Here is a 24,810-nt window from a genome sequence, read left to right as displayed (position 1 = left end):
CGGCACTTTGCCTCAGTTAGTCAGCCGAATCTTGAATGATACCTTTTAAATCACTACGAATGACGACTTTATTACGCCCCTTTTGGCCTGCCGCTCTTCTGGTGTTGACGCTGTCATCCTGCTCTTTTTTCAAAACTTCGCACTACACCCCGCCTGCCCAGCGAAAACCGGTGACCGCTAATCGAAAACCGGTCAGCAAACCGATGAAAACCGTCGATACACAAACCTACCAGAAGGGGTATGTGCCGCAGGTGGTAAAAATTGCCCGAACCTATACCGGAACGCCGTATCGAACGGGTGGTCAGACCTCGGAAGGTATGGATTGTTCGGGGCTGATTTTTGCTTCTTTCAATACCGTTGGGCTGCAAATGCCGCGGGTTTCCTGGCAGCAGTCGGAAGTGGGATATGAAGTGGAAGTACCCCAGATTCAACCGGGCGATCTCGTTTTTTTCGTACCGGATGATGGAAAATCCGGGTACGTTTCGCACACCGGGATTGTTACCGAAGTTCGCGGAGCATCTAACATCATGTTTATTCACGCGTCTTCGTCACGGGGGGTTCGGGAAGACAATCTGTATTCGAGTTATTTCAAAGGCCGGTTTGTGAAAGCCGTCCGGCCTTTTTAAACCCTGCTATTCAGGAAAGCGGCTGCCATTTCGAGCGTTCGTAAATAGGTATGCTGCGGTGGCGTATACCGAAGTGAATTGTTCCCCATACGAAACTCTTCCAGCACGGTAGCGATCGGTATAAACCGCAAATCCGCCACTTCATCCGATTGCATTACGAACTGATCGAGCGTACGACGGGTTCGAAAAACATATACAGCCGCGTGTTCCCGGTCAATCAGCGAAGCCGCCGGGTCGACCACCTCCACGGCCACCATGCCCAGAAACTGCAATTCGCCGGTTTTTGGCCGCACGCCAATCTCTTCTTCCACTTCCCGCATCGCGCAGTGCTCATAACTCTCGCCCGGATCAACGTGTCCACCGACGCACACATCCCAGAAATTAGGCAAAACCGCCTTGTCCGGGTGACGAAGACTCAGCAACACTTCGTCGCGATCATTCAACACCACGATTTCAGAGGTGCGGTGCCAGTCGCCGTCGCGATGGGCTTCTTTCTTGGGTTTGGTAAAGCCCAGCGGTTGATTATGGGCGTCAAAAATTTCAAGTAAGTCCATAAAAAAAGCCGCATCACTGCGGCTGATTAAATTCTCCGAAGACCGGCTGGGTCTGACCGGTTTGTGATGCAGTGTCACAAAGATGGCTATTTCCGGCTTTCAACCGCCAACTCTGACCATAAAATCGGGCAAAAATCAGAACCGATGAATTACCGTTGCAACACTTCGTCGATGAAACCGAAGTCCTTCGCTTCTGCGGCCTTCATCCAGTAATCACGGTCGGCATTTCGTTCAATTTCTTCCGCCGAACGACCGCTGTGCCGGGCCATGATTTCGTAGAGTTCATTGCGCAGAATGACAATCTGCCGCGCCGTTATCTCAATATCGACGGACTGGCCCTGCGCTCCGCCGTGCGGCTGGTGAATCATGACGCGGGCGTGGGGCAAAGCCGAGCGTTTGCCCGGTGCTCCGGCGCAGAGCAAAACCGCCCCGAACGACAAGGCCACACTGGTGCAGATCGTCGCGACGTCGGGCCGGACATATTGCATGGTGTCGTAGATACCCAACCCGGCATAGACCGAACCGCCGGGGCTGTTAATATACAGCAAGATGTCTTTTTTGGCATCGGCTGATTCCAGAAACAGCAACTGGGCGATGATGATGTTCGCAATGTTGTCGTCAACGGCCGAACCGAGGAAAACAATCCGGTCGGCCATCAGGCGGGAAAATACATCGACCTCGCGGAAATTCATGGGTCGCTCTTCAATGACCGACCGGGTCATGTTCTCCACCTGGTGCAGGTAGCGGTCAACCGTCAGACCGTTCAGATTTTGTCCGTGCACAGCGAAGTTACGGAACTCACGTTGGCTCAGTTCGGGATAATACATAAATCAGGAAATGGTTTGGGATAAAAAAATGCTTTATTCAGGCATGGCAATGCCCTGCGGCTCTATAAAAGCCCGTTGAATCAGTTGATGAAAGGAGTTTGGGATTGCCGGTTTTAGCCGAACAGACGAACGTAAATCGCGTCTAATTCGCGACGCAATTGCTGACGTCCGGCCAGGCGAAGGGCTTGATACGCCAGTTTCTGGGCCGCCAGTTTCTGTTGCCAGTCCGGATTCCAGAGCAGCCGGACGGAGACGTCAATCCGTTGCTCTTCAGACAGGCTTCCGCGCAGGTAGGCTTCCAGCAGTTGAACTTCTTCTAATTCGGGACGCATCGCCATCAGGATTTAAAGTGATCAATCGATAGGTGACTGACGGCTTTGCGCAGCCGTTCCAGGCATTTGTATTTCTGCACGGTGGCCGAGCGAACCGACTGATAACCGTGTCGCGTTGCAATCTGCTCCAGCCGCTGGCCGAAATAATAGAAGCTAACCAGAATGGATTGACAGGTTTCCCCCAACTGCTCCACAAAGCTCATCAGGTTGAGTGCGGGCAGTTCGTTTTCGTCTTCCGGCTCCTCCCAAACGAGATCGGTCCGGGTGTCATCCAAAGCCGTTTTTCGACGCTGTTTTTCCACCTGTTGCCGCCAGCGGTTTTTACAAATCCCCATCAGATACGTACTGACCGAACACGTTAACGTCAGTTGGTCCTGCACGGTTTTCTCGTAAAAGACGATCATGGACTCGTGGAAAACATCTTTCGCGTCCTCCTCCGTACCACCGTGTTCCCGGATATAATGGCGCACCATCGGATACGTTTGGGCATAGATTCGTTCCATCGTTCGTTCCCGGTCAGCAACCAGGGCGGCCTCCCTCGGCAGAGTTTGGGTTGAATTCATACGCTTTTTTAGTGGTTAATCAGAATACCGCGCCGGTATCACCCAAGAATACGAAAAAAAGTTTTCTGCCGGGGAAAAGAAAGGAAGAGAATGTTAAATGAGCAATGCTGAACGCCAAATGTAAAAGGAGTTGCCGCTCAGCACTTTTACATTTAGCGTTCAGCATTGCTCATTTAATATTAAAAAAGCCCCAGACTCGACAAGTCCGGGGCTTTTAACGAATTTTGGTGGAGATAGTCGGATTCGAACCGACGGCCTCTACAATGCCATTGTAGCGCTCTAGCCAACTGAGCTATACCCCCTTTTTTTCGTGGTGCAAAGATGAGAAATTTTGTAGAAAAAGCAATGAAGCTTTTTACACATTTCAAAAAAAAACGCCACGCAATGGCATGGCGTACTGATTTTGAAGCGTTTCTATTATTGCTCCACCATCTCGGCGTCCGCGATGATGTAGTTCAGTTCGTAGATATTATCGGCGTTCAGTTTGAGGGTTCCCCGGAAGGTCCGGCGCTCGTCGGTTTTAAACTTGAGGCCGTTTTTCTTGAATTTCAGGGATACCACTGATTCCGGCCCTGCTCCTCCGCAGAAGAAACACGCGCTATACGGGAATGCCGACAGAACGTACAGATTGGATTCGTAATCAACCGGTAACACATACCCCGTCAGTTCGACCGGTTTGCCGCTCAGTTTCTGAATACCGGCACCGAAGGTTGGATACAACATATAAACGGATTCTTCGGGATACCATTTTTTCTTGAAAGTCACATCGCGCAGCGTTTCCCACGACAATTTGACGGGTTCAGCGACGGTGGCCGCCGAACGGTTACTCACCACTTTAACGGGGGTAAACGCTGCCAGGGTCAGCAGTCCTAAAAGAGCGATGAAGCAGACATTTTTTTTCATGATGAGGTCGCGTTCAGATAATTACAAATCTACGTCGTTTTCTGGTTTAAAAACAACACTCGGTGGGGTTTGGTTCGGGTTTTTAAGCGCGAAAATCAGAAGTTACCACCTCCATCCTGCAATTATCACAATTTTTGTTACCTTTACCTTAATCAACGTGGTTGCCTCATAAAACCGTGTCGGACGTAGTTAACGTTATACCCCAGACCTCTCAGCCTTCGGCCCGCCATTTCAACCGCCTGTTTTTAACAACGCTGGTGTTCATTGCCGTGCTGTTAACGGTTGCTGAAATCGTGAGCCAGTTTCAAACCCGGCGCGAATCCGAACGGGTATTGGTCATTCGAATGGCTTCCGCACAACGCCATCAGAGTCAGCGACTTGTCAGCCAGGTTCTCCAACTGACCCGCCCGTCTGAGTTACCCAATTTTCAGCGTACCCTTTCCGAGATCAAGAAACTGTTCGCGCAGTTTCAGACGAATCAACTGCACATTGAACAGGGTACCGTACCCGGGTATCCGGTCATGCTTCAGAACAGCGACAGCGTTAGAATCCGGTACAAGGCCCTGAAACCCTATTATACGGGTTTTCGGGATAGCCTGCAACAACTCATCCTCCAGGCCGATCGTGCTACCGAGCCCGGAAAATTCATCGCCGAAGCCGATTTAACCGCTTTGCTGGCGAACGAGAAGCCCTTTTTGGACAAAATGGATGAGGTCGTTCAGCAATATACCCGCGAAACGCTGGCGAATGTAGAGGACACCCGACTCATTGGTTTCGTCATTTACCTCTTTATTCTGCTGGCCCTGGTGTTTGCAGGCTGGTTCATTCTGCGCCCCGCCGTGAACAAATTCGAGGGTATTATTGGCCAGTTGGTCGATGCCGAAACCCGAACCGCTACCACCAACCGCAAACTCCTCTCCCTGAACCGCGCCCTCAAGGAAACCCGCCAGCAACTCTTCGACGCCACCCGCCAGCAATACCAGCAACAGATGGACGAGCAGAAATTGCGGACCTCCTACCTGGTTGCCGGACAGGAAGAAGAGCGCAAACGGCTCTCACGCGAGTTGCACGATGGCATCGGTCAAATGCTGACGGCGATTAAGCTACAGGTCGAAAGTTTTGAGAAAAGTTTGAGTGGCGAGACCAAAGGAACTAAAAATTTAACGGTTCTGAAAAACCTGATTTCGCAGACCATTCAGGAAACCCGAAACGTGTCGAACAACCTGATGCCGACGGTTTTAAGCGACTTCGGGCTGGTTCCGGCGGTGAAGATGCTGGCCGACACACACGACAAAGACAGTACCATCGATATAATTTTTCATACTAATCTGTCAAATACACGTTTAGATAAGAGCGTTGAGATTGGTGTCTACCGCATTGCGCAGGAAGCGGTCAGTAATGCCCTTCGCCACGCCGAACCGCACCAGATCACGATTGATCTGTTCGAAAAAGACAATTATTTGCACTTGATTGTCAACGACGATGGCAAAGGCTTTCGCATCCACCGCAGTCGGAAGGAAGACAGCAAGCGGCCCTCACAGGGCATTCACAACATGAATGAACGGGCCGCTCTGATCAACGGGAAATTTAAAATATCATCTGCGCCAGATAAAGGCACAAAAGTACAAGTCAGTATACCTTTTAAACTCGCACACCAGGAATATGAGTACACTCAAGTTGATGCTGGTTGATGACCACTCTATCGTCCGAAACGGAATACGCTCTCTGCTGGAACAGAACGATGAATTTTTAATTGTCGATGAAGCCGGCGATGGCGAGGAAGCCCTTGAAAAACTGAAAACCCAGCAACCGGATGTGGTTTTGATGGACATCTCCCTGCCGGGCATGTCGGGGATTCAGACGACGCAGATCATTTCACGTCTGTATAAAAACATCAAAACGCTGATGTTGTCGATGCACAACAACGAAGACTATATTCTTCGCTCGGTGGAAGCCGGGGCCTTTGGCTACATTCTGAAAGACTCATCGAGCGATGAGATGATGAAAGCCCTGCGAACCATTGCCAGCGGGGAGAAATACTTCAGTTCGCCCGTAGCCACCATTATTCTCAATGGCTACATGCACCAGTTGAAAAAGACGGAGCGGAGCAGCAAAATCCGGCGTTCCAAGCTTTCAAAAAAGGAGAAAGAAATTCTGCAGTTTTTGGTCGATGGGATGAGCAGCCGGGAAATTGCCGAAAAACTCCAGCTTTCGGTCCGAACCGTCGACAACCACCGCGCCAACATGATGCGTCGCCTTCAGGTGAAGAATGCCGCCGAGCTGGTGAAGATGGCCGTCGAAGAAAAATTGATTTGAAAAACCATTTTATGCAAAGGTAGTGTTATCAAATTGCGGTCTTTGTCGTTCAAAGATACGCACTGTTGATAATTCGTTTTACATTTGTGTAACCAACACTATAGTTATACTATAGTAGTAACCAAACCTCTTTTATTATGGCACTCCGATTAGGTGACATCGCCCCGGATTTTACGGCAGAAACTACCGCGGGTACAATTAATTTTCACGAATGGCTGGGAAATTCATGGGGCATGATTTTTTCTCACCCCGCCGACTTCACGCCGGTTTGTACGACCGAATTGGGCCGAACCGCCCAATTAAAAGATGAGTTTGCGAAGCGGGGCGTGAAAGTCATTGCAGTGAGCGTCGACCCGCTTGATTCGCACACTGAATGGGTGAAAGACATCAACGAAACCCAAAACACGACGGTCGATTTTCCGATGATTGCCGATAAAGACCGCCAGGTGGCCGAATTATACGATATGATTCACCCGAACGCCAGCGAAAAAGCAACGGTTCGGTCGGTGTTCATCATCGGTCCTGATAAAAAAATTAAACTGACGCTGACCTATCCCGCTTCAACAGGCCGGAATTTCACGGAGATTCTCCGGGTCATCGATTCGCTGCAGTTGACCGCCAACTACCAGGTGGCTACTCCCGCCGACTGGACGGAAGGCCAGGATGTGATCGTGGTTCCGGCAGTTAGCACGGAAGATGCCATCAAGAAATTCCCGAAAGGCGTTACCATTGTTAAACCGTACCTGCGGACCACCCCACAGCCGAATAAGTAAAAATAGAGCGTCATTTGCGTTAAATTTCAAATGATAAATGATGAATATTGAATGTAAAAGTGACCAACTATGAGATCCCTTTTACATTCAATATTCATCATTTATCATTTGAAATTTTTTGTTTTCGTCCGGCTTACCCAAAACGTTTCTCCGCAAAACCGACACCCGCCCCCTTTTTCTACTTATTTTTGCTCAGCATGAGCCGGATTATTCTATTTATTTATAGGAAGAGGAGATTACTGGTCTGGCCGTTTCTGGTGCTTTCGTTGGTTCTGGTTGGGCTGTGGTGGAACCGTTCGCTGAAGAAAGTCAATGAGTTGCAATGGGAATTTGTAAACGGTTACGGGATACGGATGCCGTTGAAGTACACGATTCACGGCATCGATGTTTCTCACCACAACAACCGCATCAACTGGCAGCGGGTTTCGCAGGTACAAGCCCGGGGTGTTGGCCTGCAATTTGTATTTGTCAAAGCCACCGAAGGCGCATCGCTCGTCGACCGTCGATTTAAACACAACTGGCAGGAAGCCCGGAAAGCAGGGCTAAAACGGGGCGCCTACCACTTCTTCCACCCGAAACGCGATCCTGTAAAACAGGCCCAGAATTTCATCAAAACCGTAACGCTCAAACCCGGCGACTTTGCCCCTGTGCTCGACTTTGAACGGAATGCCAAAGGCACCGTTCCGGCCGATCGGCTTATTGCCGACATCCGGGTCTGGCTGCGGCTGGTGGAAGACCATTATGGCACCAAACCGATCATTTATGTCAACCGGCACTTTTATTTGCTCTACATTGCCGGTAATTTTGACGACTATCCCCTCTGGATCGCCGATTATTCTTCCGACCATCCCCGCCATTTTAAAGCGGAGCGGTTGTACATTTGGCAACACAATGAAAAAGGCTCCGTGGATGGCATTCGCGGGAAAGTCGATTTTAACGTGTTTGTCTGTGAACCGGAACGATTGAACGAAATTTCTCTTTGAACCCATCTACCATGTTACCGACCCATTCTTTTCTTCAACTCCCTGCTTATCAGGAACTCCAGAACCATTTCGAGCAACTAAAGGGACAGCACCTGCGGGATTTATTTGCTCAAAATCCCAATCGATTTACTGATTTTTCGCTGCGGTTTGAAGACGTTCTGGTCGATTTCTCCAAAAACCGGATTACCGCTGAAACCCTGCAACTGCTGCGTCAACTGGCGGGTCAGGCGGGTCTATACGAAGCCATTGAAAAGATGTTCTCCGGCGATGCAATCAACGTTACCGAAAACCGTTCGGTGCTGCACGTCGCCCTGCGGAACCGTTCCAACACGCCGGTGCTGGTCGATGGAAAGGATGTGATGCCGGATGTCAATGCGGTTCTGGACAAAATGGAAGCTTTTTCGCATCGCATCAGCTCGGGTGACTGGAAAGGGTATACCGGCAAACCGATCACACAAATCGTCAACATCGGCATTGGGGGTTCGGATCTGGGGCCGGTGATGGTCACGGAAGCCCTAAAACCGTATGCGGTTCAGAAAGACGGGAAACCGCAGTTGCAGGTTTATTTCGTATCGAACGTCGATGGCGTTCACATCTACGAAACCCTGCAAAAGCTCGATCCGGAAACCACGCTGTTCATGATTGCGTCGAAAACCTTCACGACGCAGGAAACGATGGCCAATGCGCATTCGGCCCGCGACTGGTTTCTGAGTCACGCCAACGACGAATCGGCGGTGGCGAAACATTTTGTGGCCATTTCGACCAATAAAACCGAGGTCGAAAAATTCGGCATCGATCCTGAAAACATGTTCGGGTTCTGGGACTGGGTCGGTGGACGCTACTCCCTCTGGTCGGCCATCGGTCTGTCGATTGCCTGCTACATCGGTTTCGACAACTTTGCCGAACTGCTCGAAGGGGGCCATGCGATGGATCTGCACTTCAAAAATACCCCCATTGAAGAAAATATTCCGGTGACACTGGCCCTGCTGGGCATTTGGTACAACAACTTTTTCGGAGCCGAATCGCACGCCATTCTGCCCTACGACCAATACATGCACCGGTTTGCTGCCTATTTCCAGCAGGGCGATATGGAAAGCAACGGCAAATCCGTCGACCGCAACGGCGAGCCAACAGCTTACCAAACCGGGCCGGTGATCTGGGGCGAACCCGGAACTAACGGACAACACGCCTTCTACCAATTGATTCACCAGGGTACCAAGCTGATTCCCTGCGACTTCATTGCCCCGGCCATCAGCCAGCGTCCCCTGGGCGAACACCACAACATGCTGCTGTCCAACTTCTTTGCCCAAACCGAAGCCCTGATGAACGGAAAATCCGGGGAAGAAGTGGTGGGGGAACTGGTGAAAGCCGGAAAAACCGAAGAAGAAGTGGCTTTACTGATGCCTTTCAAGGTATTTTCGGGAAACCGCCCTACCAATTCGATTCTGGTGAAGAAAATCACGCCCCGGACACTCGGCAGCCTGATTGCGATGTACGAACACAAAATTTTCACCCAGGGCATCATCTGGAACATCTTCAGTTTTGACCAGTGGGGCGTTGAACTGGGCAAACAATTGGCCAATCGCATTCTGCCCGAACTGGCCGACAACCGGCCGGTTTCGTCGCACGACAGCTCCACCAACGGCCTGATCAATTCTTACAAAGAATGGCGTCAACTTTAAACAATCCAAGATAAGCATTGTTGATAAGGTGTATGTTACGCATACACCTTATTTTTTTACAATTTCAACAATCTTATCATCATGAAACGCAACAGTATTCTGCTTGCGGTGTGCCTTTTGGGAACGTGGAGCGTCTTTGCTCAGAACAACATTTCTTCAGACACTACCAGAACCTCCGCGACTACGGTCACGCCAACGGACACCGCCACTACGCCAACGAGCAGCTCGACGTATTCGTCGACTCCTGCCACGACCAGTTCGTATTCTTCTACGACCACGACGTCTGACTACGGCAGTCGGCAAAGCCGGGTGAAAGCGGACAGACCGTATAAGGCCTTTACCGGTGGTATTTATGTGGGTGCCAACACGACCCGGTACCGGGGTGAAGATGTGGATGGCGACAATCCTTCTGGCCGTCTGGGCTACCAGATTGGCGGTTTCGTTCGCGGTGGCGGCCGAATCTACGGTCAACTGGGTGTGGAGTATTTTGCTTCCAGTTCGAACTATTTCACACCGGGTGATGGCGCTACAATTCAGGATATTTCGGGCCGTATCAACACCAAATGGTTGCAGATTCCGGCTTACGTCGGTATAAAACTGGCGCAGTCGGACCGGGGCATTTCGGCCGTTCGGCTCGCCGTCGGTGCTGAATATGCCAATCGGTTGAGCAGCAACAACACCGTCAATGTGGACGAAGATGAGATCAAAAGCGGAGCTTTTCAGGGTCTGGTCAATCTGGGCTTCGACATGGGTCCGGTCCTGATCGACCTCGTCTATCACCACGGCTTTTCCGATGCCATCAGCGGATTCAACAATTCGCAGCGTCGGGCACTGGGTGTCAACGTAGGCTTCAAGTTTTAATTCGCAGCCTAACTCCAATGCAAACGGCGTCCCGACTTTGAGTCGGGACGCCGTTTTTGTAACCCTGACAGCGGCCAAAGGCTCTGTCAGCAGTTTAGTTTAATTCTACGGTTTAGTTACTTGCTCATAGCTCGCCCTTCAAACGCGCCACAATCTCGTCTGCCGTCAGCTTCTCCTGCAGCCCCGTCACCATATTTTTCAGCCCCAATAGCCCGGTTTGCAGTTCCTCAGAACCGATTAGAACGACGTACGGAATGCGTTTTGCGTTCGCATAATCCAGTTGCTTTTTCACCTTGGCCGAATCAGGATAGGCTTCGGCTGAAATGTTCTGCGCCCGCAATTCACTCAGCAACGGCAAGCCAAGCGAACGGCCTTCGGTATCGAGATGAACCACCAGCACCTGCGTCGATTGCAAGCCGGTTTCCGGAAACAGGTTCAGTTCTTCCATCACGTCGTAGATCCGGTCGACGCCCAGTGAAATGCCGACGCCCGATAAACCGGGCATACCAAACGCGCCGGTGAGGTTGTCGTAGCGCCCTCCCCCGCTGATGCTCCCGATTTGTACGCCATTGGCTTTCACTTCGAAAATGGCACCGGTATAGTACGATAAGCCCCGCGCCAGTGTCACGTCCAGTTGCATCCGGGCGTCGTTCAACCCGTATTGGGCGACCAACTGCCAGACTTCTTCGAGTTCCGCAACGCCTTTCAGCCCCACCTCCGAAGGTGCCAACCAGCTTTTTAGTTGTTCAAAAACCGCCTGCGCCTGGTCCGGAAACTGGAACATCGGGTCCAGTTTAATAATCGATTCATCGGAAAAACCGCGTTGTTTCAATTCCTCAACGACTTTTTCTTTCCCGATTTTATCCAGTTTATCAATGGCAATGGCAAGTAGACCCTCCTGCCCGGCGGCTCCCACCACCTCGGCAATGCCGGTCAGAATCTTGCGGTTGTTGATTTTTACGGTAAAATCCTGAATGCCCAGATTTCGCAGGCTTTCGTGCAGCATCAACACAATTTCGGCTTCGCACAACAACGAATCCGTACCGACCACATCGGCGTCGCACTGGACAAACTCCCGGTAGCGCCCTTTCTGGGGACGATCGGCGCGCCAGACCGGCTGAATCTGATACCGCTTGAACGGCATCGTCAAGGCGTGACGATTCATGACCACGTAGCGGGCGAACGGAACCGTCAGGTCGTACCGAAGGCCCTTTTCCGAAATTTTCAGGGTTAATTTGCGGGCGTTTTCCTGCCAGTCGGTTTCGGTCAAATCCTTGGCAAAGTCGCCGGAATTAAGCACTTTAAACAGCAACTGATCACCTTCTTCGCCGTATTTTCCCATCAGAACCGACAGGTTTTCGAGGGTGGGGGTTTCAATGGGCTGAAAGCCGTATCGCCGGAACGTTTGCCGGATGGTTTCCAGCAGAAAAAGCCGTTTGCTCATCTGTTCCGGCCCAAAATCGCGCGTGCCGCGGGGTAAACTCGGTTTTTGCATGTTGCAAAAATAGCAAGCCGGACGGAGTTTTCAGCGGGCTGTTGGCAGGAACCTGCGCTTACCCCGGCATCGCGTCAGATTAGTACCAATAAAAAATTGATTTTCTGCGGTATTTCCGCTAATTTTGCGGACAATTTGGATTAAACGGACTAATTACATACAATCATGGGAGTAACAGCACTGAAACGCAAAGACCAAAAAAATAAAGCCCGGGCTAACAACAAAATTGCGCGTATCAAACAATTATTGCGTCGTCCGGACGTGAAAAACGTTGATGTAGAAGCCATTAAGGCGTCTTTTGCCGAAAAGAAAAGCCAGGCTGCAGCGTAAGTGAAAAGCGGTTCTCAGTGGGTAGTATCGCACTGTTTGCTGAAAACGGAGGGTCATTCGATTGCCTCGTCACGCTCGACGGACGGGGTTTTCTTTTTTGCGCCGATCCCGCAGCATCTTTTTCAGATACCGGCGGATGGTTCGGCGGTTTTCGATCTGCATCCGAAAAATAATGGCCTGACCAAACAGGGAAAGTCCGGCGTTGATAACGACCAGACTGTAGGTTCCCAGCAAAAACCACCGGCTGAAGGGTTCGCCGGTATGTTTCAGGTTGGCGGCTTCGCTGAAAACGCACAAGCCATAGCCAATCAGAATCAGACTGAAGGGAGCCAGCAGAAGCCATTTGGTGCGTGTACTCATCCGCTTGATGAGACGCCGACCGGGCGGTTTAGAGGGGGCAACGGCCATCGTAAGTAAAACTACAAGTGATCAAAGCTCTAATTTAACAGACTAAATCTCATTTTAGCGGTAAATCTGTTAATTATTGCGTATTCGGCCCCATCGCCGGTTGGGGATCAACGAGCGTGTCCCGTGTTCCGGCGGTGTTTTTCCGTGGTATGAAACATCTCATCAGCTTTATTTTAAAAACCGTACCGCGCCCGGCTCTGCAGCGGGTCAGCCATTATGCCATGAAGGTGATGATGGTTTTCTACCGGGGCAACAACGTCGAATGCACGGTTTGCAGCAAACACTTTCGGGAGTTTATGCCCTACGGCCGGAACATCCCGCGCCCGAACGCCCTCTGTCCGAATTGCCTGGCTTTGGAACGCCACCGGCTGATGAACCTCTACCTGCAACGGAAAACCAATTTTTACCGCGATCCGCTGAAAGTCCTGCACGTGGCGCCCGAGCATTGCTTTATCGACCGGTTTGAGAAACTGCCGAATCTGGACTACATCACCGCCGACATCGAATCGCCCCTGGCAAAAATAAAAATGGACATCCACCAGATTCCATTTCCGGACAACACCTTCGATGTGGCGTTTTGTAACCACGTGATGGAACACGTCGAGGATGACGCCAAAGCCAGCAGTGAACTGTATCGGGTGCTGAAACCGGGGGGCTGGGCCATCATCCAGTCGCCGATCGACTACACCCGCGAAACCACCTTCGAGGACGCCAGCATTACCGACCCGAAAGAGCGGGAACGGCTTTTCTGGCAAAGCGACCACGTCCGGCTTTTTGGCCGCGATTATGCCCAACGGCTGGCCAAAGGCGGTTTTACCGTCGTGGAAGACCGCTTTGTGTTCGAACTCCCCAAAGAAGAAGTGAAGAGGTTTTCGCTGCCAGCCGGGGAGGTCATTTATCTCTGCAAAAAGTAAGCCGTTAGCATTCGACCGGGTAAGGTCCCTCGGAAAAGGTTTTCGGATGGTATTTCTTCGAGCCAACCTGCCGGGCCAACGGGCTTCGCAGATCTTCCCCCGCTTTCATGCGTTCAATCAAATACCTAAAATCGTACCTCGGTTCCCATCCCAGTTCTGTTCGGGCCTTTTTATTTACATACACCCGGTCAACTTCGGGGAACATCCGCCAGCCCCGACGTCCGTATTCTGCTTCATAGTCCGGAACCAGCCGCTGAACGACTTGAGGGGCAGCAAACCGTAAAGCAACTGTGTCTTCCGGCAAAAAGGGTGTGGTTGCACTGATGATGTAGGTACCAAAACCGAGATCCGGTGCCCGTTCGGCGGCCAGCAGGTGCGCACTCACCACATCTTCCAGATCCACGCGCCGAAAGAGGTATTCGTTGGCCTTTACATTGTCGTCTTCATAGGCATCCCGCACGCCTTTATTGTCATCAATTTCGAGGAAAAACCGGGAAGTTCGCAGAATGATACAGGGCAGCCCCTGATTTCGGTAAAAAAGCTGGCAGAGATCTTCGGCGGCCGTTTTTGTAACGCCATAAATGTTTTTGGGAACGGGCGTCACCTCCTCCGTGATCCAGGCTGCGGGCTCTCCGGCGGGCGGGACCAGTGCATCACCAAAAACACTGGTGGTGCTGGTGAACACAAAACGCTCTACACCAGCGGCCACCGACTCCTGTAGCAGATTGAGCGTACCGGTGATGTTGGTGTCAATGAAATCCTGCAGGCTGTGGGTCGCGACGTGCGGTTTGTGGAGGGTTGCCGTATGAAAAACCGCCTTAACCCCTTCAAGACAACGTTGAACAAACGAACGGTCGGTAATCGAGCCGACGTGCGAAGTAAATGGAGCGTTTAGAATGTCGATGCTGACGACTTCATCTCCCAAACGCTGGAACGTGCGCACCAGTGCCTCGCCCAGGTGTCCCGCGCTTCCGGTAACTAAGACTTTCATGGGCCAAAAATAGGAATTATGATGGATATTCCATATTGGCACCGGTTTCCTGGTGGCCTTTCGGCTCGCGGAGTCGTTTCCAGCCTTCGCTCAAAAAACCGACGCCGTAGCCAATGAGCTGCACAAAGGCCGCTCCAATGCTTAAAAACCCTACGTTCAGGCTCTTTTCTTTCCGCACGGCATCGACAAAAATCAGCACAGAGAACAGGAGCAACACTGAAACCGCCAGTCCGAACAGAACCGGATGAACGAAATACCAGACAGGCACCGAGAAGACGAATAGCGTAAACAAGGCCGGAAAGGTGTGCACCAGCCGGAGTTCTGACGGAAAAAACCGGGCGATGTTGATGCGGGCGCGGCCAAAAAACCGGAGCTGGCGGTAAAACTGCCCGAAATTCGTCCGGCGCTTGTGGTAAATGAAGGCTTCCGGGAGCAGACCGGTTTTGAAGCCGTTGTCAATAATGCGAATCGCAAATTCAATGTCCTCCCCCATCCGGCTGATTTTATACCCGCCGATTTTCTCGTAAACCTGCCGCGAAAAACCCATGTTAAAACTGCGCGGATGAAATTTACCGCCGAGGTTCTTCTTGCTGCCCCGAATACCGCCGGTCGTAAAAGGCGAGGTCATCGAATAACTGATCGCTTTTTGAATGGGCGTAAAACTGGGGTGAGCCGCATCGGGGCCGCCATACGCATCCAGCCAGTCCGTTTGCAACCGCTGCTCGACGGCGGCAAAATAATGCGGTGGAACCAGCGCATCGGAGTCGAAAATTACGAAATAATCGCCCGTTGCCCGTTCAAAACCGGAATTGCGGGCAAACCCCTGACCGCCGTTGGGTTTGAAGAAATAGTGAATGCTCAGGCGGTTCTTGAATGACTCAACCACCTCATCGGCCCGGATTACGGACCCGTCTTCCACCACCACGATTTCGTCGGGAACACGGGTTTGACGGCTCAGGCTTTCGAGCAGTTCGCGCAGCTCGTCCGGGCGATTGTAAACGGGAATGATGACGGAAAAACGCATCGAACGGGATTAAATAACTTCCTTCAATGCCTCTTCATTCGCCCAGATCACCTGATCGATCAACTCGTCTGTCAGGGCCACCGAGAGAAACAGACTCTCAAACTGCGAGGGTGCCAGGTAAACGCCCCGCTTCAGCATGGCCTGAAAATACCGTCCAAACAACGGCAAATCGCAGGTTTTGGCATCGACGAAATTAGAAACCGGCCGCTCCGTCATGAACAGCGTGTACATCGAACCGAGGTGATTAATTGTAAAATCCAGCCCCAGTTTGACCATGCTGGCCCGAATGCCATCGGTCAGCCGCGTTCCCAGTTCCTCCAGGCGCGTGTAGACTTCCGGATGGTCGTTCAAATGCCGCAACATCGCCAAACCTGCCGACATGGCAATTGGATTTCCGGACAAGGTGCCGGCCTGATAGACCGGCCCGGCGGGCGAAACGATGCTCATGATGTCGCGTCGTCCGCCATAAGCCCCCACCGGCATGCCGCCCCCGATGATTTTTCCCATCGTGGTGAGGTCGGGCCGGATGCCAAACCGCTCCTGAGCGCCCCCTTTGGCCAGCCGGAAACCGGTCATGACTTCGTCGAAAATCAGCAGAATATCATTTTTATCGCACAACTCCCGCAAGCCCTGCAGAAAACCGGGTTCGGGCAGTACGCAACCCATGTTGCCCACAACGGGTTCCAGGATGATGGCGGCAATCTGGTTGGCGTTGGCGTCGATCAGCCGTTCAACGGCGTATAGATCGTTGAACGGAGCCGTCAATGTGTCCAATGCGGTGGCCTTGGTGACGCCGGGACTGTCGGGCGTTCCCATCGTAATGGCACCACTACCGGCTGCAATCAGGAACGAGTCGCCGTGGCCGTGGTAACAACCTTCAAATTTGATCAGTTTGTCGCGCCCGGTAAACCCGCGCGCCACCCGAATAGCCGCCATTGTGGCTTCGGTGCCCGAGTTGACCATCCGCACCATCTCGACCGACGGCACCATGTTGGTAATCAATTCGGCCATTTCCACTTCCTTGCGGGTGGGTGCGCCGAACGAAAACGAGTGCTGAATCGCTTCCCGAACGGCTTCTTCCACCGGCTCGAACGCGTGGCCCAACACCATTGGCCCCCAGGAGTTGATCAGTTCGATGTACCGGTTTCCGTCCTCATCAACAAGATACGGTCCTTTTGCGGATTTAATAAAAACCGGGTTTCCACCCACGGCCCGAAAAGCCCGAACCGGTGAATTCACCCCGCCCGGAATCAATGTCTTTGCTTTCTCGAAGAGTTGCTCGCTCGTTGTCATGATTCAATGAGCGAATGAGTGAATGAGTGAATGAGTGAATAAGGTGCTAAGAATCCGGCAGGTTATTCACTCATTCGCTCATTCGCTCATTCGCAATTATTTAATTAGTGTAAACCGTGTTCCGTCGTATTTTACGATGGGGACGACCTGGTTGTCGTTGCTGGCGGTGTAATCGTAGCCGGAAAGCAGATAGCCTTCTTCGGGGGCGGCTTTGAGTTGCGACCGGTTCGTAATCTGTCCGCGGGTTCGGGCCAGCATCCGGCCAAAAAACAGCAGCATATCGTACCCCTGGTACGCGTAGGTCGACGGAATCAGGTTACGCTGGTCCAGATACAGTTCCTCAAATTCGTCCGAACCGGGGCGCTCCGGATCGACAAATTCGGGATACACCAGGTACAAATCATTCCTCGAAAAAATCGACAGTGGATCTTTGTCAAAATTAAAAGCAGACGAGGTGGCAATCACCGGGACTTCCACCTGCCGTTGCGCGAGCAGCCGGAGCAATTTGGCCCCCGTGTTTTCGTCGCTGCTCACCAGAAAAATGTGGCCGGGTTTGTTCGTTTCCGACAGGCGAATGGTTTCCAGATCACTGCTGCTGACTTTCCGAAAATCCTGCACCGCATAGCCAATTCGTTTCAGTTCGTTCTGGTACAAGGTCGCCAGCGTGGAATCTTTCCGGGAATTTCCGTAATAAATAGCCGCTTTTTTCACCATTGACAACGTCCGGGCGAAAGCGACGGTTTTCAGCGCCTGCTGGTTCAGCGACGGACTGGCCAGAAAAGCCAGGGGTTGATTGACGACCAGTTCGCTACTGGTTGAAATCGGATTGACCAGCAACACGTTGTTTTGGTTGGCAAATTCCGTGGCAATCCGGTTGGGTTCGGCGTAAAGCGGGCCGATCAGCAAATCGTTTTGAATGAACCCCGGATTGTTGACCAGCGTCGTCATTTTGGTGCCGTCATTATCGACATCGTAGGCAAACAGATTCACTGTAATGCCTTCCGACTGCAATTTCGTCTTCGCCAGCCGCATGCCGTTGTACAAATCCAGCGCATACTGGTTCGAGCGGGCGCGGTCGTACGGATTGATGTCGTTCAGCCGGAAAGGAAACAGTACAGCCACGTTATAATACCCCTTGTTACGGTTTTTCTCCGGTCGGGCAACGGTTGCCGTGCTGGATGACGCTTCGGTCGTAACAGGCCGCGCAACGCCCGGAACACCAAACCGGTTGGTCAGCCGATCCGACAGTTCGAGGTCGGCCGGAGCCGTCGAGGTCCGCTGAATCTGATCGATCAGGGCCAGCGCCAGTTCGCGGTTGTTGGGAAATTCTTTCTGCATCAGCTTCAACCGGTTCAAATCGTTGATCTGGCTGAAATAATAGGTTTGGAGCTTGCTGACGTCCGGTTTGAGAGCCGGATCGCCAATGCGGCCCAGGTTTTCGATGCCTTCTTCGTATTGTCCGTTTTCAAAAAAAGCCGCCCCCAGCAGATAATAAACATCGTCCATTTTTTTCCAGTCCGGAAACCGGTCGATCAACTGCTTCAACATCAGCCGACTTTCCGAAAATCGCTTCAAATTGAAATCGGCCAGCGCGTGGTAGTAGTGTGCGTAGGGCGCAATGGCACTGGTTCGGATCTCGGTCAGCGGCTTGAGTTCTGCTTTGGCCTTCACATAGTCTTTCTGCTGAATAAAGCGTACCGCATACTGGTAGCGTCGTTCAGCGTTATCGGTTTGGGCCACAGCCGCCTGCGCGGTCGTCCACAGAAGGACACAGAGGCTAAATGACCTGAAACCGGTATGGAAAGCAAAAGACCTGTTCATGGGGCTGGATTAAGAAGCGTGGCACAAAACTAACAAAACCAACACAGACGTGTTGGTTTTGTTAGAAAGAAGACGGATTAGTGAGTCATCTTTTTTATTTTTTCGGTCGTTTTTTGGCCTCTTCAGCCTGCTTTTTAGCTTCCTCGGCCTGTTGGAGCGAGCGTTGCAGCAAATCCTGAAACTTCGATTTTTTGACATCGCCCTTCGCAAACTTCTTCCGGTTTTCTTCCAGCACCGCCTTGATCTTGTCTTCGTCGACAAACTTGCGAATCAGCAATTGCTGGGCGATGGTTACGACGTTCGACACAAAGTAGTAAAACGTCAGACCGGCCGGGAACGAGTTCAGCACGAACATAAACATCAGCGGGAACACGTAGCTCATCGCTTTCATGTTGATCGGGCTGTTCGGCTGGGCGGGCGTCATCTGGTTGTTATAGTAGGCATAGGCCAGACTCGACGCCGTCATGAAGATCGTAAACAGACTCAGGTGCGAACCCAGGAACGGAATCGTAAACGGAAATTTGATGAACGAATCGTAGGTCGACAAATCGCTCGACCACAGAAAACCCTTCTGCCGCAACTCGATCAGGTTCGGAAACAGGAAAAACAACGCCATCAAAACCGGCATCGTGGCCAGAACCGGAATACACCCACTCAGCGGACTCACGCCCACCTGCTGATAGAGCTTCATGGTTTCCTGCTGTTGCTTGGCCATGTCGTCTCCCACCTTCTCACGAATCGCGTTCACCTCGGGGCCTAAAACCCGCATTTTCGCCATGCTAACGTATGAACGGTACGTCAAAGGCGTCAGCAGCAGTTTTACGAACACCACCAGCGCAATGATCAGCAAGCCGTAGTTGGAAATGAATTTCTCCAGAAAGCTAAACACCGGCACAAAAAAGTACTTGTTCACCGGTTTCAGAATGGCATAGCCCAGGTAAACGTTCCGGTCGAATTCGGGTGCGACTTCGTCGAGCAACTGGTAATCGTTCGGGCCAAAATAGAAGCGGTAATTGCCTTTGCCGGCCTTCACATCGGCGATGGGAATCAGCACGTCGGCGATGGCGGTTTTAACCGTACTGGAATCCGCTTCGTTCACAATTGTTTTGAAAACCGGCTTTTTGAACGGACTGCTTTCCGAAATAAACCCGGCCAGGAAGTATTTGTGCTTGATGGTAAACCATTGCACCGGCTCCTCCAGCGTTGCTTCCTGGTTGGCGGCTCCTTCCGACAGACCATCGAAATTTTCGTCGGCCGACAGGTAATTGATGGTTGCCGATTTGCGGTTTTCGGCCATATCGTTTTCAAACTGCCGCATCTTGTCCTGCCACAGGAACCGGATATCATTGTTGGTCAACATTTTATCCAGACCGTTCAGTTTCAGATCGTAGTCGACCACGAAGCCTTTCGCCGGAACGGTGTAGGTCTGTTCAACGGATTCGGTGGGCGACAGGGCGAGTTTGAACGTTACGGTTTGGGCGTTTCCCTGAACGGTTGTCCGGGGTGGCGTCGCCGTTTCGAAATACAATTTTTCGACGTTGACTTTCCCCCGGTTGGTGGGCAGTTCCAGCACCATTTCGCTGCTTTCTTCATTGAGCAGCACCAGCGGTTTCTGGTCGTACGTTTTGTAATTTTTCAGAAGAACTTCTTTGACGCGTCCTCCCTTGGTGCTGAAGGTAACCCGGATGTCGGGGTTTTCGACGACTATATCCTGGCTCTGGCCCGTTGCTGCGGCTGCAAAATCGCCGTACATCATTCGGGAGGCTGCCGAGTCGAGGGGCTGCTCCGCCTGTTTGGCGGCTTCCGGCGTGGGGGCAGTGGTGGCTGTTTCCTGTTGGGGTTTTGTTTCCGGGGCGGGCTTTGGCATTAACAACTGGTACCCCAGCAACATCCCCAGAATCAATACAATACCAATAATTTGATTACGATCCATTTCTTTGGTTTAAAGTATAAAGTTTAAGGTTTAACGTGGCTAACGAGCACTTCTAACGTTAAACCTTAAACTTTAAACGTAATAATTAGTCCGCAAAAGTACGGAGAAGCAAAGGCTTAACCAACACTCGCCGTGGTGTCGACCAGGCGTTTCTCCTGTGAGTGACTCATCGACGCCCGCACGAAATGTACAAACAGCGGGTGCGGGTCCATCACGGTGCTTCTCAACTCGGGGTGAAACTGCACACCAACGAACCAGGGGTGGTTTTTCAGCTCTACAATTTCGACCAGCCCGGTTTCCGGATTGATCCCGGTTGGCACCAGCCCGGCTTTTTCAAACTGGCTGATAAATTCATTGTTAAATTCGTACCGGTGGCGGTGCCGTTCGCTGATCGGCGACTTTCCATAAATCTGGAACGCCAGCGAATCTTTCTTGATTTTGCAGGGATACGCGCCCAGCCGCATCGTTCCGCCTTTGTTGGTCACCTTTTTCTGGCTCTCCATCATGTCGATAACCCGGTGTGATGCATTTGCGTTCATTTCCGAGGAATGGGCGTCGGACCACCCCAGCACGTTGCGCGCAAACTCGATGCAGGCACACTGCATCCCGAGGCAAATGCCCAGAAACGGTATCCCGTTTTCACGGGCGAAACGGATGGCGTTGATCTTGCCTTCGATGCCGCGTTCGCCAAAACCGGGGGCGACCAGAATGCCGTCGAGATCCCGAAGCCGTTCTGAAACCTGATCGAAATCGCCCAACGTTTCGGACTGAATCCACTCGATATTGACCTTGCATTCGTTTTTAGCCCCGGCGTGGATGAACGACTCGGCGATGGATTTGTAGGCATCCCGCAGTTCGACGTATTTGCCAACCAAACCGATCGTAACCGAATCCGTCGGATTTTTGAGGTGGCCCAGAAACTCCTTCCAGCTATCGAGATCGGCATCCTGATCGTTGTACAGATCGAGCATGTACAACGCCCGCTGGTCGAGTTTTTCTTTCCGCATCAGCAGCGGAACGTCATAAATCGTTTCGGCGTCGATGGCTTCGATCACCGAATTGACCTGTACGTTACAGAACAGCGCAATTTTCCGGCGAATGTCGGGCGGTAGCGGGTGTTCGGTGCGGCACACGATGATGTCGGGCTGAACGCCGTTTTCGAGCAGCATCCGAACGGAGTGCTGGGTCGGTTTGGTTTTCAGCTCACCCGCCGAGGCCAGGTACGGAATCAGCGTCAGGTGAATGACGAGCGTATCTTTTTCGCCCAGTTCAAACTTCAACTGCCGGACAGCTTCGACAAACGGCAGCGATTCGATGTCGCCCACACACCCCCCAATTTCGGTAATGATGATGTCGTACTCACCGGTTTCGCCCAGCAGCCGGATGTTGCGTTTGATTTCGTCGGTAATGTGCGGCACAACCTGTACCGTCCGTCCGAGGAAATCGCCCTTGCGTTCGCGGGTGATGACGTTGTTGTAGATTCGGCCCGTGGTGATGTTGTTGGCGCGTGACGTACGAATGTTCAGAAACCGTTCGTAGTGGCCCAGATCGAGATCGGTTTCCGCGCCGTCGTCGGTGACGTAGCATTCGCCGTGCTCGTATGGATTGAGCGTACCGGGGTCAATATTGATATAAGGATCAAACTTTTGAATCGTGACCGACAGGCCGCGAGACTGAAGCAATTTTGCAAGCGAAGAGGCAATAATGCCCTTGCCCAACGAAGAAGTTACACCGCCCGTAACGAATATGTACTTAGCGGTTTTCTGACCGGATGGAGCCATGTCTGAAAACGAAATGTGGTTGTTACGGGATGTAAAGGTAGGGAAACTTACGGAGAAAAGGTGGGTATGAGGATGGAAAAAGTTACAGACCGGTAGTAAGCGGTTGAGGGTCAGCCTGTGGTGCGCTCAGGCCACGGCGGCAACTTTGTTGTATTTGTTGCGGTACTCGATGGGCGACAATCCGGTGATTTTTTTAAAGATCGTCCGGAAGGCTTTGGTGTCGGAATAACCCACCTCGTACATGATTTCGTTGATGTTCTTCTGGCTGATTTCCAGGTTCTTCTTGGCCGCTTCAATTTTTACCCGCTGGATGTATTCGGCGACGGTATTGGAGGTGGCTTTCTTAAACCGCCGTTCCAGATTGCGCCGTCCGAGGGCGTGCATGTCGGCCAGTTGATCGATCGTGATTTTGTCCTGAAAATTTTTCTCGATAAACTCCTGGGCTTTCTTCACCGGCTCGTCTTCGTGTTCTTTCTGCCCCTGAAAAATCGTGAACGGCGACTGGGTTTCCCGGTCAATTTCAATGGCAAAGACTTTGGCCGACAGCACCGCAATGTCGCGGCCCGCGTATTTTTCGATGAGGTACAAAATCAGATTCAGGTACGAGAACGCCCCCCCGCTCGAATAGATGCCCAGTTCGTCGGTGATAATCCGCTCGGTCACCAGGTTTACGTCGGGAAACAACTGCCGGAAATCATTTGTCGCCAGCCAGTGCGTTGCACACTGGCGGCCTTTCAGCAAACCGGTCGATGCCAGCAAAAAAGCACCCAGACACAGGCTGGCCACTTCCGAACCGCCCCGGTACTGCTCGGTGATCCAGGGAATAAACGCCCGGTTTTTTTCAATCGCCAGTCGCAGATCACCGTCCAGTGCGGGAATAACGATCAAATCCGTCTTCTGCACGTCAGCCAGAACCGCATCCGCATGGGCCGTAAAAGCACCGCCACTCAGGGGCGTTTCTTTCGTCAGACCGACCAGTTGCACCCGGAACAAAGGCGGTTGGCCCTTGGCGGCAAAAAACTGGTTGACCTGCGTAAACAACTGGCGGGTGCCCTCCAGGCTACCTAAAATAGCCCCTTTTGGGACTAAAATCGATATGTGCTTCATGCGTCAAAAATAAGGAAAGGGATTGTCGTAATCAACCCCTTTTATTGCCGCGTTTGCCCCCTGCCGGTGTCAAATCATTCCCGTACGTTTGTACTATACGCAAGGCGGAAAAAACCGCCCGAATCTAAGCACTCCAACCATGGCAACTTTCAATCCGTATCTGAACTTTAACGGCAACACCGAAGAAGCGTTCACGTTTTACAAGTCGGTTTTTGGGGGTGAATTCATAGCGCTCCAACGTTTTAAAGACACGCCCGAAGGCGCAAAACTCCCGGCCTCGGAGGCCGGAAAAATCATGCACATTGCGTTACAGCTCGGCCCCGGAACGCTTCTGATGGCAACCGATGCCCTGGAATCGATGGGTCATACCGTAACCATGGGCAGCAATTTCCATCTCTCCATCGACACCGACAGTAAAGAAGAAGCGGACACTCTCTACAGCAAACTTTCGGCTGGCGGGGTCGCCGTGCTGCCAATGAAAAAAGAATTCTGGGGGGCTTATTTTGGTATGTTAACCGATCCTTTTGGTATCCAGTGGATGATCAGTTTTGATGAAAAACCGGCCGCCTGAACGATTTCTGAACAGTAACAACAACCTTCCTCATTTTTTAAAATCAGCAGCGCCCGGCTTCAAACCGGGCGTTGTTCCACGGATGAGTACGACTGACTGAATCATGAGAAAGGTGAAATTACAGATGCAAATGACCCTCGATGGCTTTGTGGCCGGCCCAACGGGCGAACAGGACTGGATGGTATGGAACTGGGATGCGGTTCTGAATCAGTATGCCGCCGATCTCGCCAACTCCGCCGACACGATGCTGATTGGCCGTATCACCTACGAGGGAATGGCGAATTACTGGCCTACTGCCGCCACCAATCCCGATGCCAATCCGGATGATCTGGCCTTTGCGCACCAGATGAACGAAATCGAAAAAGTGGTTTTTTCATCGACGCTTTCAACGGTTGAGTGGAAAAATTCCCGGCTGACTCAAAAAAGCCCTGTCGAAGAAGTGGCCGAACTCAAAGCACAGCCGGGCAAAGACCTGATTATTTATGGGGGAGCCCGCATCGTTTCGGCTTTTATCAAGGACAACCTGATCGACGAATATCATCTTTTTATCAACCCCGTCGCCCTGAAAACCGGCCTGCCGATCTGGCAGGACATGGCCGACCGACTGACGCTGAAATTAGTGAAAACCACCGTCAGCAGCGTCGGCATTGTGGTTCTTTGTTACCACCCTGAACCAGCCCGGTAGGCATTCGGCAGGGTTATTGTTCCCCCAGGTATGAAGA

General features: G+C 51.9%; 25 protein-coding genes and 1 tRNA gene. 11 read left to right on the top strand and 15 right to left on the bottom strand.

Features of this window, described 5'->3' with window-relative positions; genetic code table 11:
* Window positions 1-59 precede the first annotated feature (59 nt).
* Window positions 60-626, top strand: a complete 567-nt coding sequence (locus ACO064_RS28090; RefSeq protein ID WP_421830509.1) for a C40 family peptidase — start codon at window positions 60-62, stop codon at window positions 624-626.
* Here ACO064_RS28090 and ACO064_RS28085 read toward each other — a convergent pair.
* The 6 genes from ACO064_RS28085 to ACO064_RS28060 all read right to left on the bottom strand — a co-directional run bounded on the left by ACO064_RS28085 (window position 623) and on the right by ACO064_RS28060 (window position 3,805).
* The gene (locus tag ACO064_RS28085) at window positions 623-1,180 is read right to left on the bottom strand and encodes an NUDIX hydrolase (protein WP_421830508.1); all 558 of its coding nucleotides are present in this window, start codon (window positions 1,178-1,180) and stop codon (window positions 623-625) included. The two genes, ACO064_RS28090 and ACO064_RS28085, sit on opposite strands and share 4 nt — an antisense overlap.
* Window positions 1,181-1,329: 149 nt before the next feature.
* On the bottom strand, window positions 1,330-2,007 hold the full coding sequence (locus ACO064_RS28080) for a ClpP family protease (RefSeq protein ID WP_421830507.1): 678 nt from the start codon (window positions 2,005-2,007) through the stop codon (window positions 1,330-1,332).
* Window positions 2,008-2,120: 113 nt separating this feature from the next.
* Window positions 2,121-2,339 (bottom strand): hypothetical protein, encoded by a 219-nt coding sequence (locus ACO064_RS28075; RefSeq protein ID WP_421830506.1) that lies wholly within the window; start codon window positions 2,337-2,339, stop codon window positions 2,121-2,123.
* Between the two features lie 5 nt (window positions 2,340-2,344).
* Entirely contained in the window at window positions 2,345-2,902 is a 558-nt protein-coding gene (locus ACO064_RS28070; RefSeq protein WP_421830505.1) for an RNA polymerase sigma factor, read from the bottom strand.
* 225 nt (window positions 2,903-3,127) lie between these two features.
* Window positions 3,128-3,204: transfer RNA gene (locus ACO064_RS28065), tRNA-Ala, on the bottom strand.
* A gap of 115 nt (window positions 3,205-3,319) precedes the next feature.
* Complete coding sequence (locus ACO064_RS28060) at window positions 3,320-3,805, bottom strand: DUF3299 domain-containing protein (protein WP_421830504.1); 486 nt, start codon at window positions 3,803-3,805, stop codon at window positions 3,320-3,322.
* A 176-nt stretch (window positions 3,806-3,981) separates the two neighbouring features.
* Here ACO064_RS28060 and ACO064_RS28055 point away from each other — a divergent pair, with 176 nt between their 5' ends.
* The 6 genes from ACO064_RS28055 (at window position 3,982) to ACO064_RS28030 (ending at window position 10,420) form a co-directional block, all read left to right on the top strand.
* Window positions 3,982-5,496 (top strand): sensor histidine kinase, encoded by a 1,515-nt coding sequence (locus ACO064_RS28055; RefSeq protein WP_421830503.1) that lies wholly within the window; start codon window positions 3,982-3,984, stop codon window positions 5,494-5,496.
* The gene (locus ACO064_RS28050) at window positions 5,486-6,121 is read left to right on the top strand and encodes a response regulator transcription factor (protein WP_114404725.1); all 636 of its coding nucleotides are present in this window, start codon (window positions 5,486-5,488) and stop codon (window positions 6,119-6,121) included. The genes ACO064_RS28055 and ACO064_RS28050 overlap by 11 nt, the downstream gene beginning before the upstream one ends.
* Window positions 6,122-6,258: 137 nt before the next feature.
* Window positions 6,259-6,894: a peroxiredoxin gene (locus tag ACO064_RS28045; RefSeq protein ID WP_421830502.1), complete on the top strand. Its 636-nt coding sequence runs from the start codon at window positions 6,259-6,261 to the stop codon at window positions 6,892-6,894.
* Between the two features lie 197 nt (window positions 6,895-7,091).
* Window positions 7,092-7,877, top strand: a complete 786-nt coding sequence (locus ACO064_RS28040; protein WP_421830501.1) for a glycoside hydrolase family 25 protein — start codon at window positions 7,092-7,094, stop codon at window positions 7,875-7,877.
* An 11-nt stretch (window positions 7,878-7,888) separates the two neighbouring features.
* Entirely contained in the window at window positions 7,889-9,559 is a 1,671-nt protein-coding gene (pgi, locus tag ACO064_RS28035; protein WP_421830500.1) for a glucose-6-phosphate isomerase, read from the top strand.
* A gap of 81 nt (window positions 9,560-9,640) precedes the next feature.
* Window positions 9,641-10,420 carry a PorT family protein gene (locus tag ACO064_RS28030; RefSeq protein WP_421830499.1) on the top strand — a complete coding sequence of 260 codons (780 nt, stop codon included), beginning with the start codon at window positions 9,641-9,643 and terminating at the stop codon, window positions 10,418-10,420.
* 124 nt (window positions 10,421-10,544) lie between these two features.
* On the opposite strand, the gene hisS is transcribed toward ACO064_RS28030, so the two are convergent.
* Window positions 10,545-11,915 carry a histidine--tRNA ligase gene (gene hisS, locus ACO064_RS28025; protein WP_421830498.1) on the bottom strand — a complete coding sequence of 457 codons (1,371 nt, stop codon included), beginning with the start codon at window positions 11,913-11,915 and terminating at the stop codon, window positions 10,545-10,547.
* A gap of 165 nt (window positions 11,916-12,080) precedes the next feature.
* Here hisS and ACO064_RS28020 point away from each other — a divergent pair, with 165 nt between their 5' ends.
* Window positions 12,081-12,245 (top strand): hypothetical protein, encoded by a 165-nt coding sequence (locus ACO064_RS28020; protein WP_165840860.1) that lies wholly within the window; start codon window positions 12,081-12,083, stop codon window positions 12,243-12,245.
* Between the two features lie 69 nt (window positions 12,246-12,314).
* Here ACO064_RS28020 and ACO064_RS28015 read toward each other — a convergent pair whose 3' ends face one another.
* Window positions 12,315-12,605, bottom strand: a complete 291-nt coding sequence (locus ACO064_RS28015) for a hypothetical protein (protein ID WP_421830497.1) — start codon at window positions 12,603-12,605, stop codon at window positions 12,315-12,317.
* A 197-nt stretch (window positions 12,606-12,802) separates the two neighbouring features.
* On the opposite strand from ACO064_RS28015, the gene ACO064_RS28010 reads away from it, so the two are divergent.
* A complete protein-coding gene (locus ACO064_RS28010; protein WP_421830496.1) occupies window positions 12,803-13,567 on the top strand; it encodes a methyltransferase domain-containing protein in 765 nt (254 codons plus the stop codon).
* Window positions 13,568-13,571: 4 nt separating this feature from the next.
* Here ACO064_RS28010 and ACO064_RS28005 read toward each other — a convergent pair whose 3' ends face one another.
* From ACO064_RS28005 to ACO064_RS27975, 7 genes are all read right to left on the bottom strand, one after another.
* Window positions 13,572-14,558 carry an NAD-dependent epimerase/dehydratase family protein gene (locus ACO064_RS28005; protein WP_421830495.1) on the bottom strand — a complete coding sequence of 329 codons (987 nt, stop codon included), beginning with the start codon at window positions 14,556-14,558 and terminating at the stop codon, window positions 13,572-13,574.
* Window positions 14,559-14,574: 16 nt separating this feature from the next.
* Complete coding sequence (locus ACO064_RS28000) at window positions 14,575-15,582, bottom strand: glycosyltransferase (RefSeq protein WP_421830494.1); 1,008 nt, start codon at window positions 15,580-15,582, stop codon at window positions 14,575-14,577.
* A gap of 9 nt (window positions 15,583-15,591) precedes the next feature.
* Window positions 15,592-16,875, bottom strand: a complete 1,284-nt coding sequence (gene hemL, locus ACO064_RS27995; RefSeq protein WP_421830493.1) for a glutamate-1-semialdehyde 2,1-aminomutase — start codon at window positions 16,873-16,875, stop codon at window positions 15,592-15,594.
* Window positions 16,876-16,971: 96 nt separating this feature from the next.
* Window positions 16,972-18,696: an ABC transporter substrate-binding protein gene (locus ACO064_RS27990; protein ID WP_421830492.1), complete on the bottom strand. Its 1,725-nt coding sequence runs from the start codon at window positions 18,694-18,696 to the stop codon at window positions 16,972-16,974.
* Window positions 18,697-18,790: 94 nt separating this feature from the next.
* Window positions 18,791-20,629 carry a membrane protein insertase YidC gene (gene yidC, locus ACO064_RS27985; protein ID WP_421830491.1) on the bottom strand — a complete coding sequence of 613 codons (1,839 nt, stop codon included), beginning with the start codon at window positions 20,627-20,629 and terminating at the stop codon, window positions 18,791-18,793.
* 116 nt (window positions 20,630-20,745) lie between these two features.
* Window positions 20,746-22,410: a CTP synthase gene (locus ACO064_RS27980; protein ID WP_421830490.1), complete on the bottom strand. Its 1,665-nt coding sequence runs from the start codon at window positions 22,408-22,410 to the stop codon at window positions 20,746-20,748.
* Window positions 22,411-22,536: 126 nt separating this feature from the next.
* Window positions 22,537-23,517: a GlxA family transcriptional regulator gene (locus ACO064_RS27975; RefSeq protein WP_421830489.1), complete on the bottom strand. Its 981-nt coding sequence runs from the start codon at window positions 23,515-23,517 to the stop codon at window positions 22,537-22,539.
* 139 nt (window positions 23,518-23,656) lie between these two features.
* On the opposite strand from ACO064_RS27975, the gene ACO064_RS27970 reads away from it, so the two are divergent.
* Both ACO064_RS27970 and ACO064_RS27965 read left to right on the top strand, forming a co-directional pair.
* Window positions 23,657-24,088 (top strand): VOC family protein, encoded by a 432-nt coding sequence (locus ACO064_RS27970; RefSeq protein WP_421830488.1) that lies wholly within the window; start codon window positions 23,657-23,659, stop codon window positions 24,086-24,088.
* A 103-nt stretch (window positions 24,089-24,191) separates the two neighbouring features.
* Complete coding sequence (locus ACO064_RS27965) at window positions 24,192-24,773, top strand: dihydrofolate reductase family protein (protein WP_421830487.1); 582 nt, start codon at window positions 24,192-24,194, stop codon at window positions 24,771-24,773.
* Window positions 24,774-24,810: the final 37 nt, after the last annotated feature.

The sequence above is a fragment of the Larkinella sp. genome (assembly GCF_965227735.1).
GTDB lineage: Bacteria > Bacteroidota > Bacteroidia > Cytophagales > Spirosomataceae > Larkinella.
This window is presented reverse-complemented; position numbering and strand designations above follow the sequence as displayed.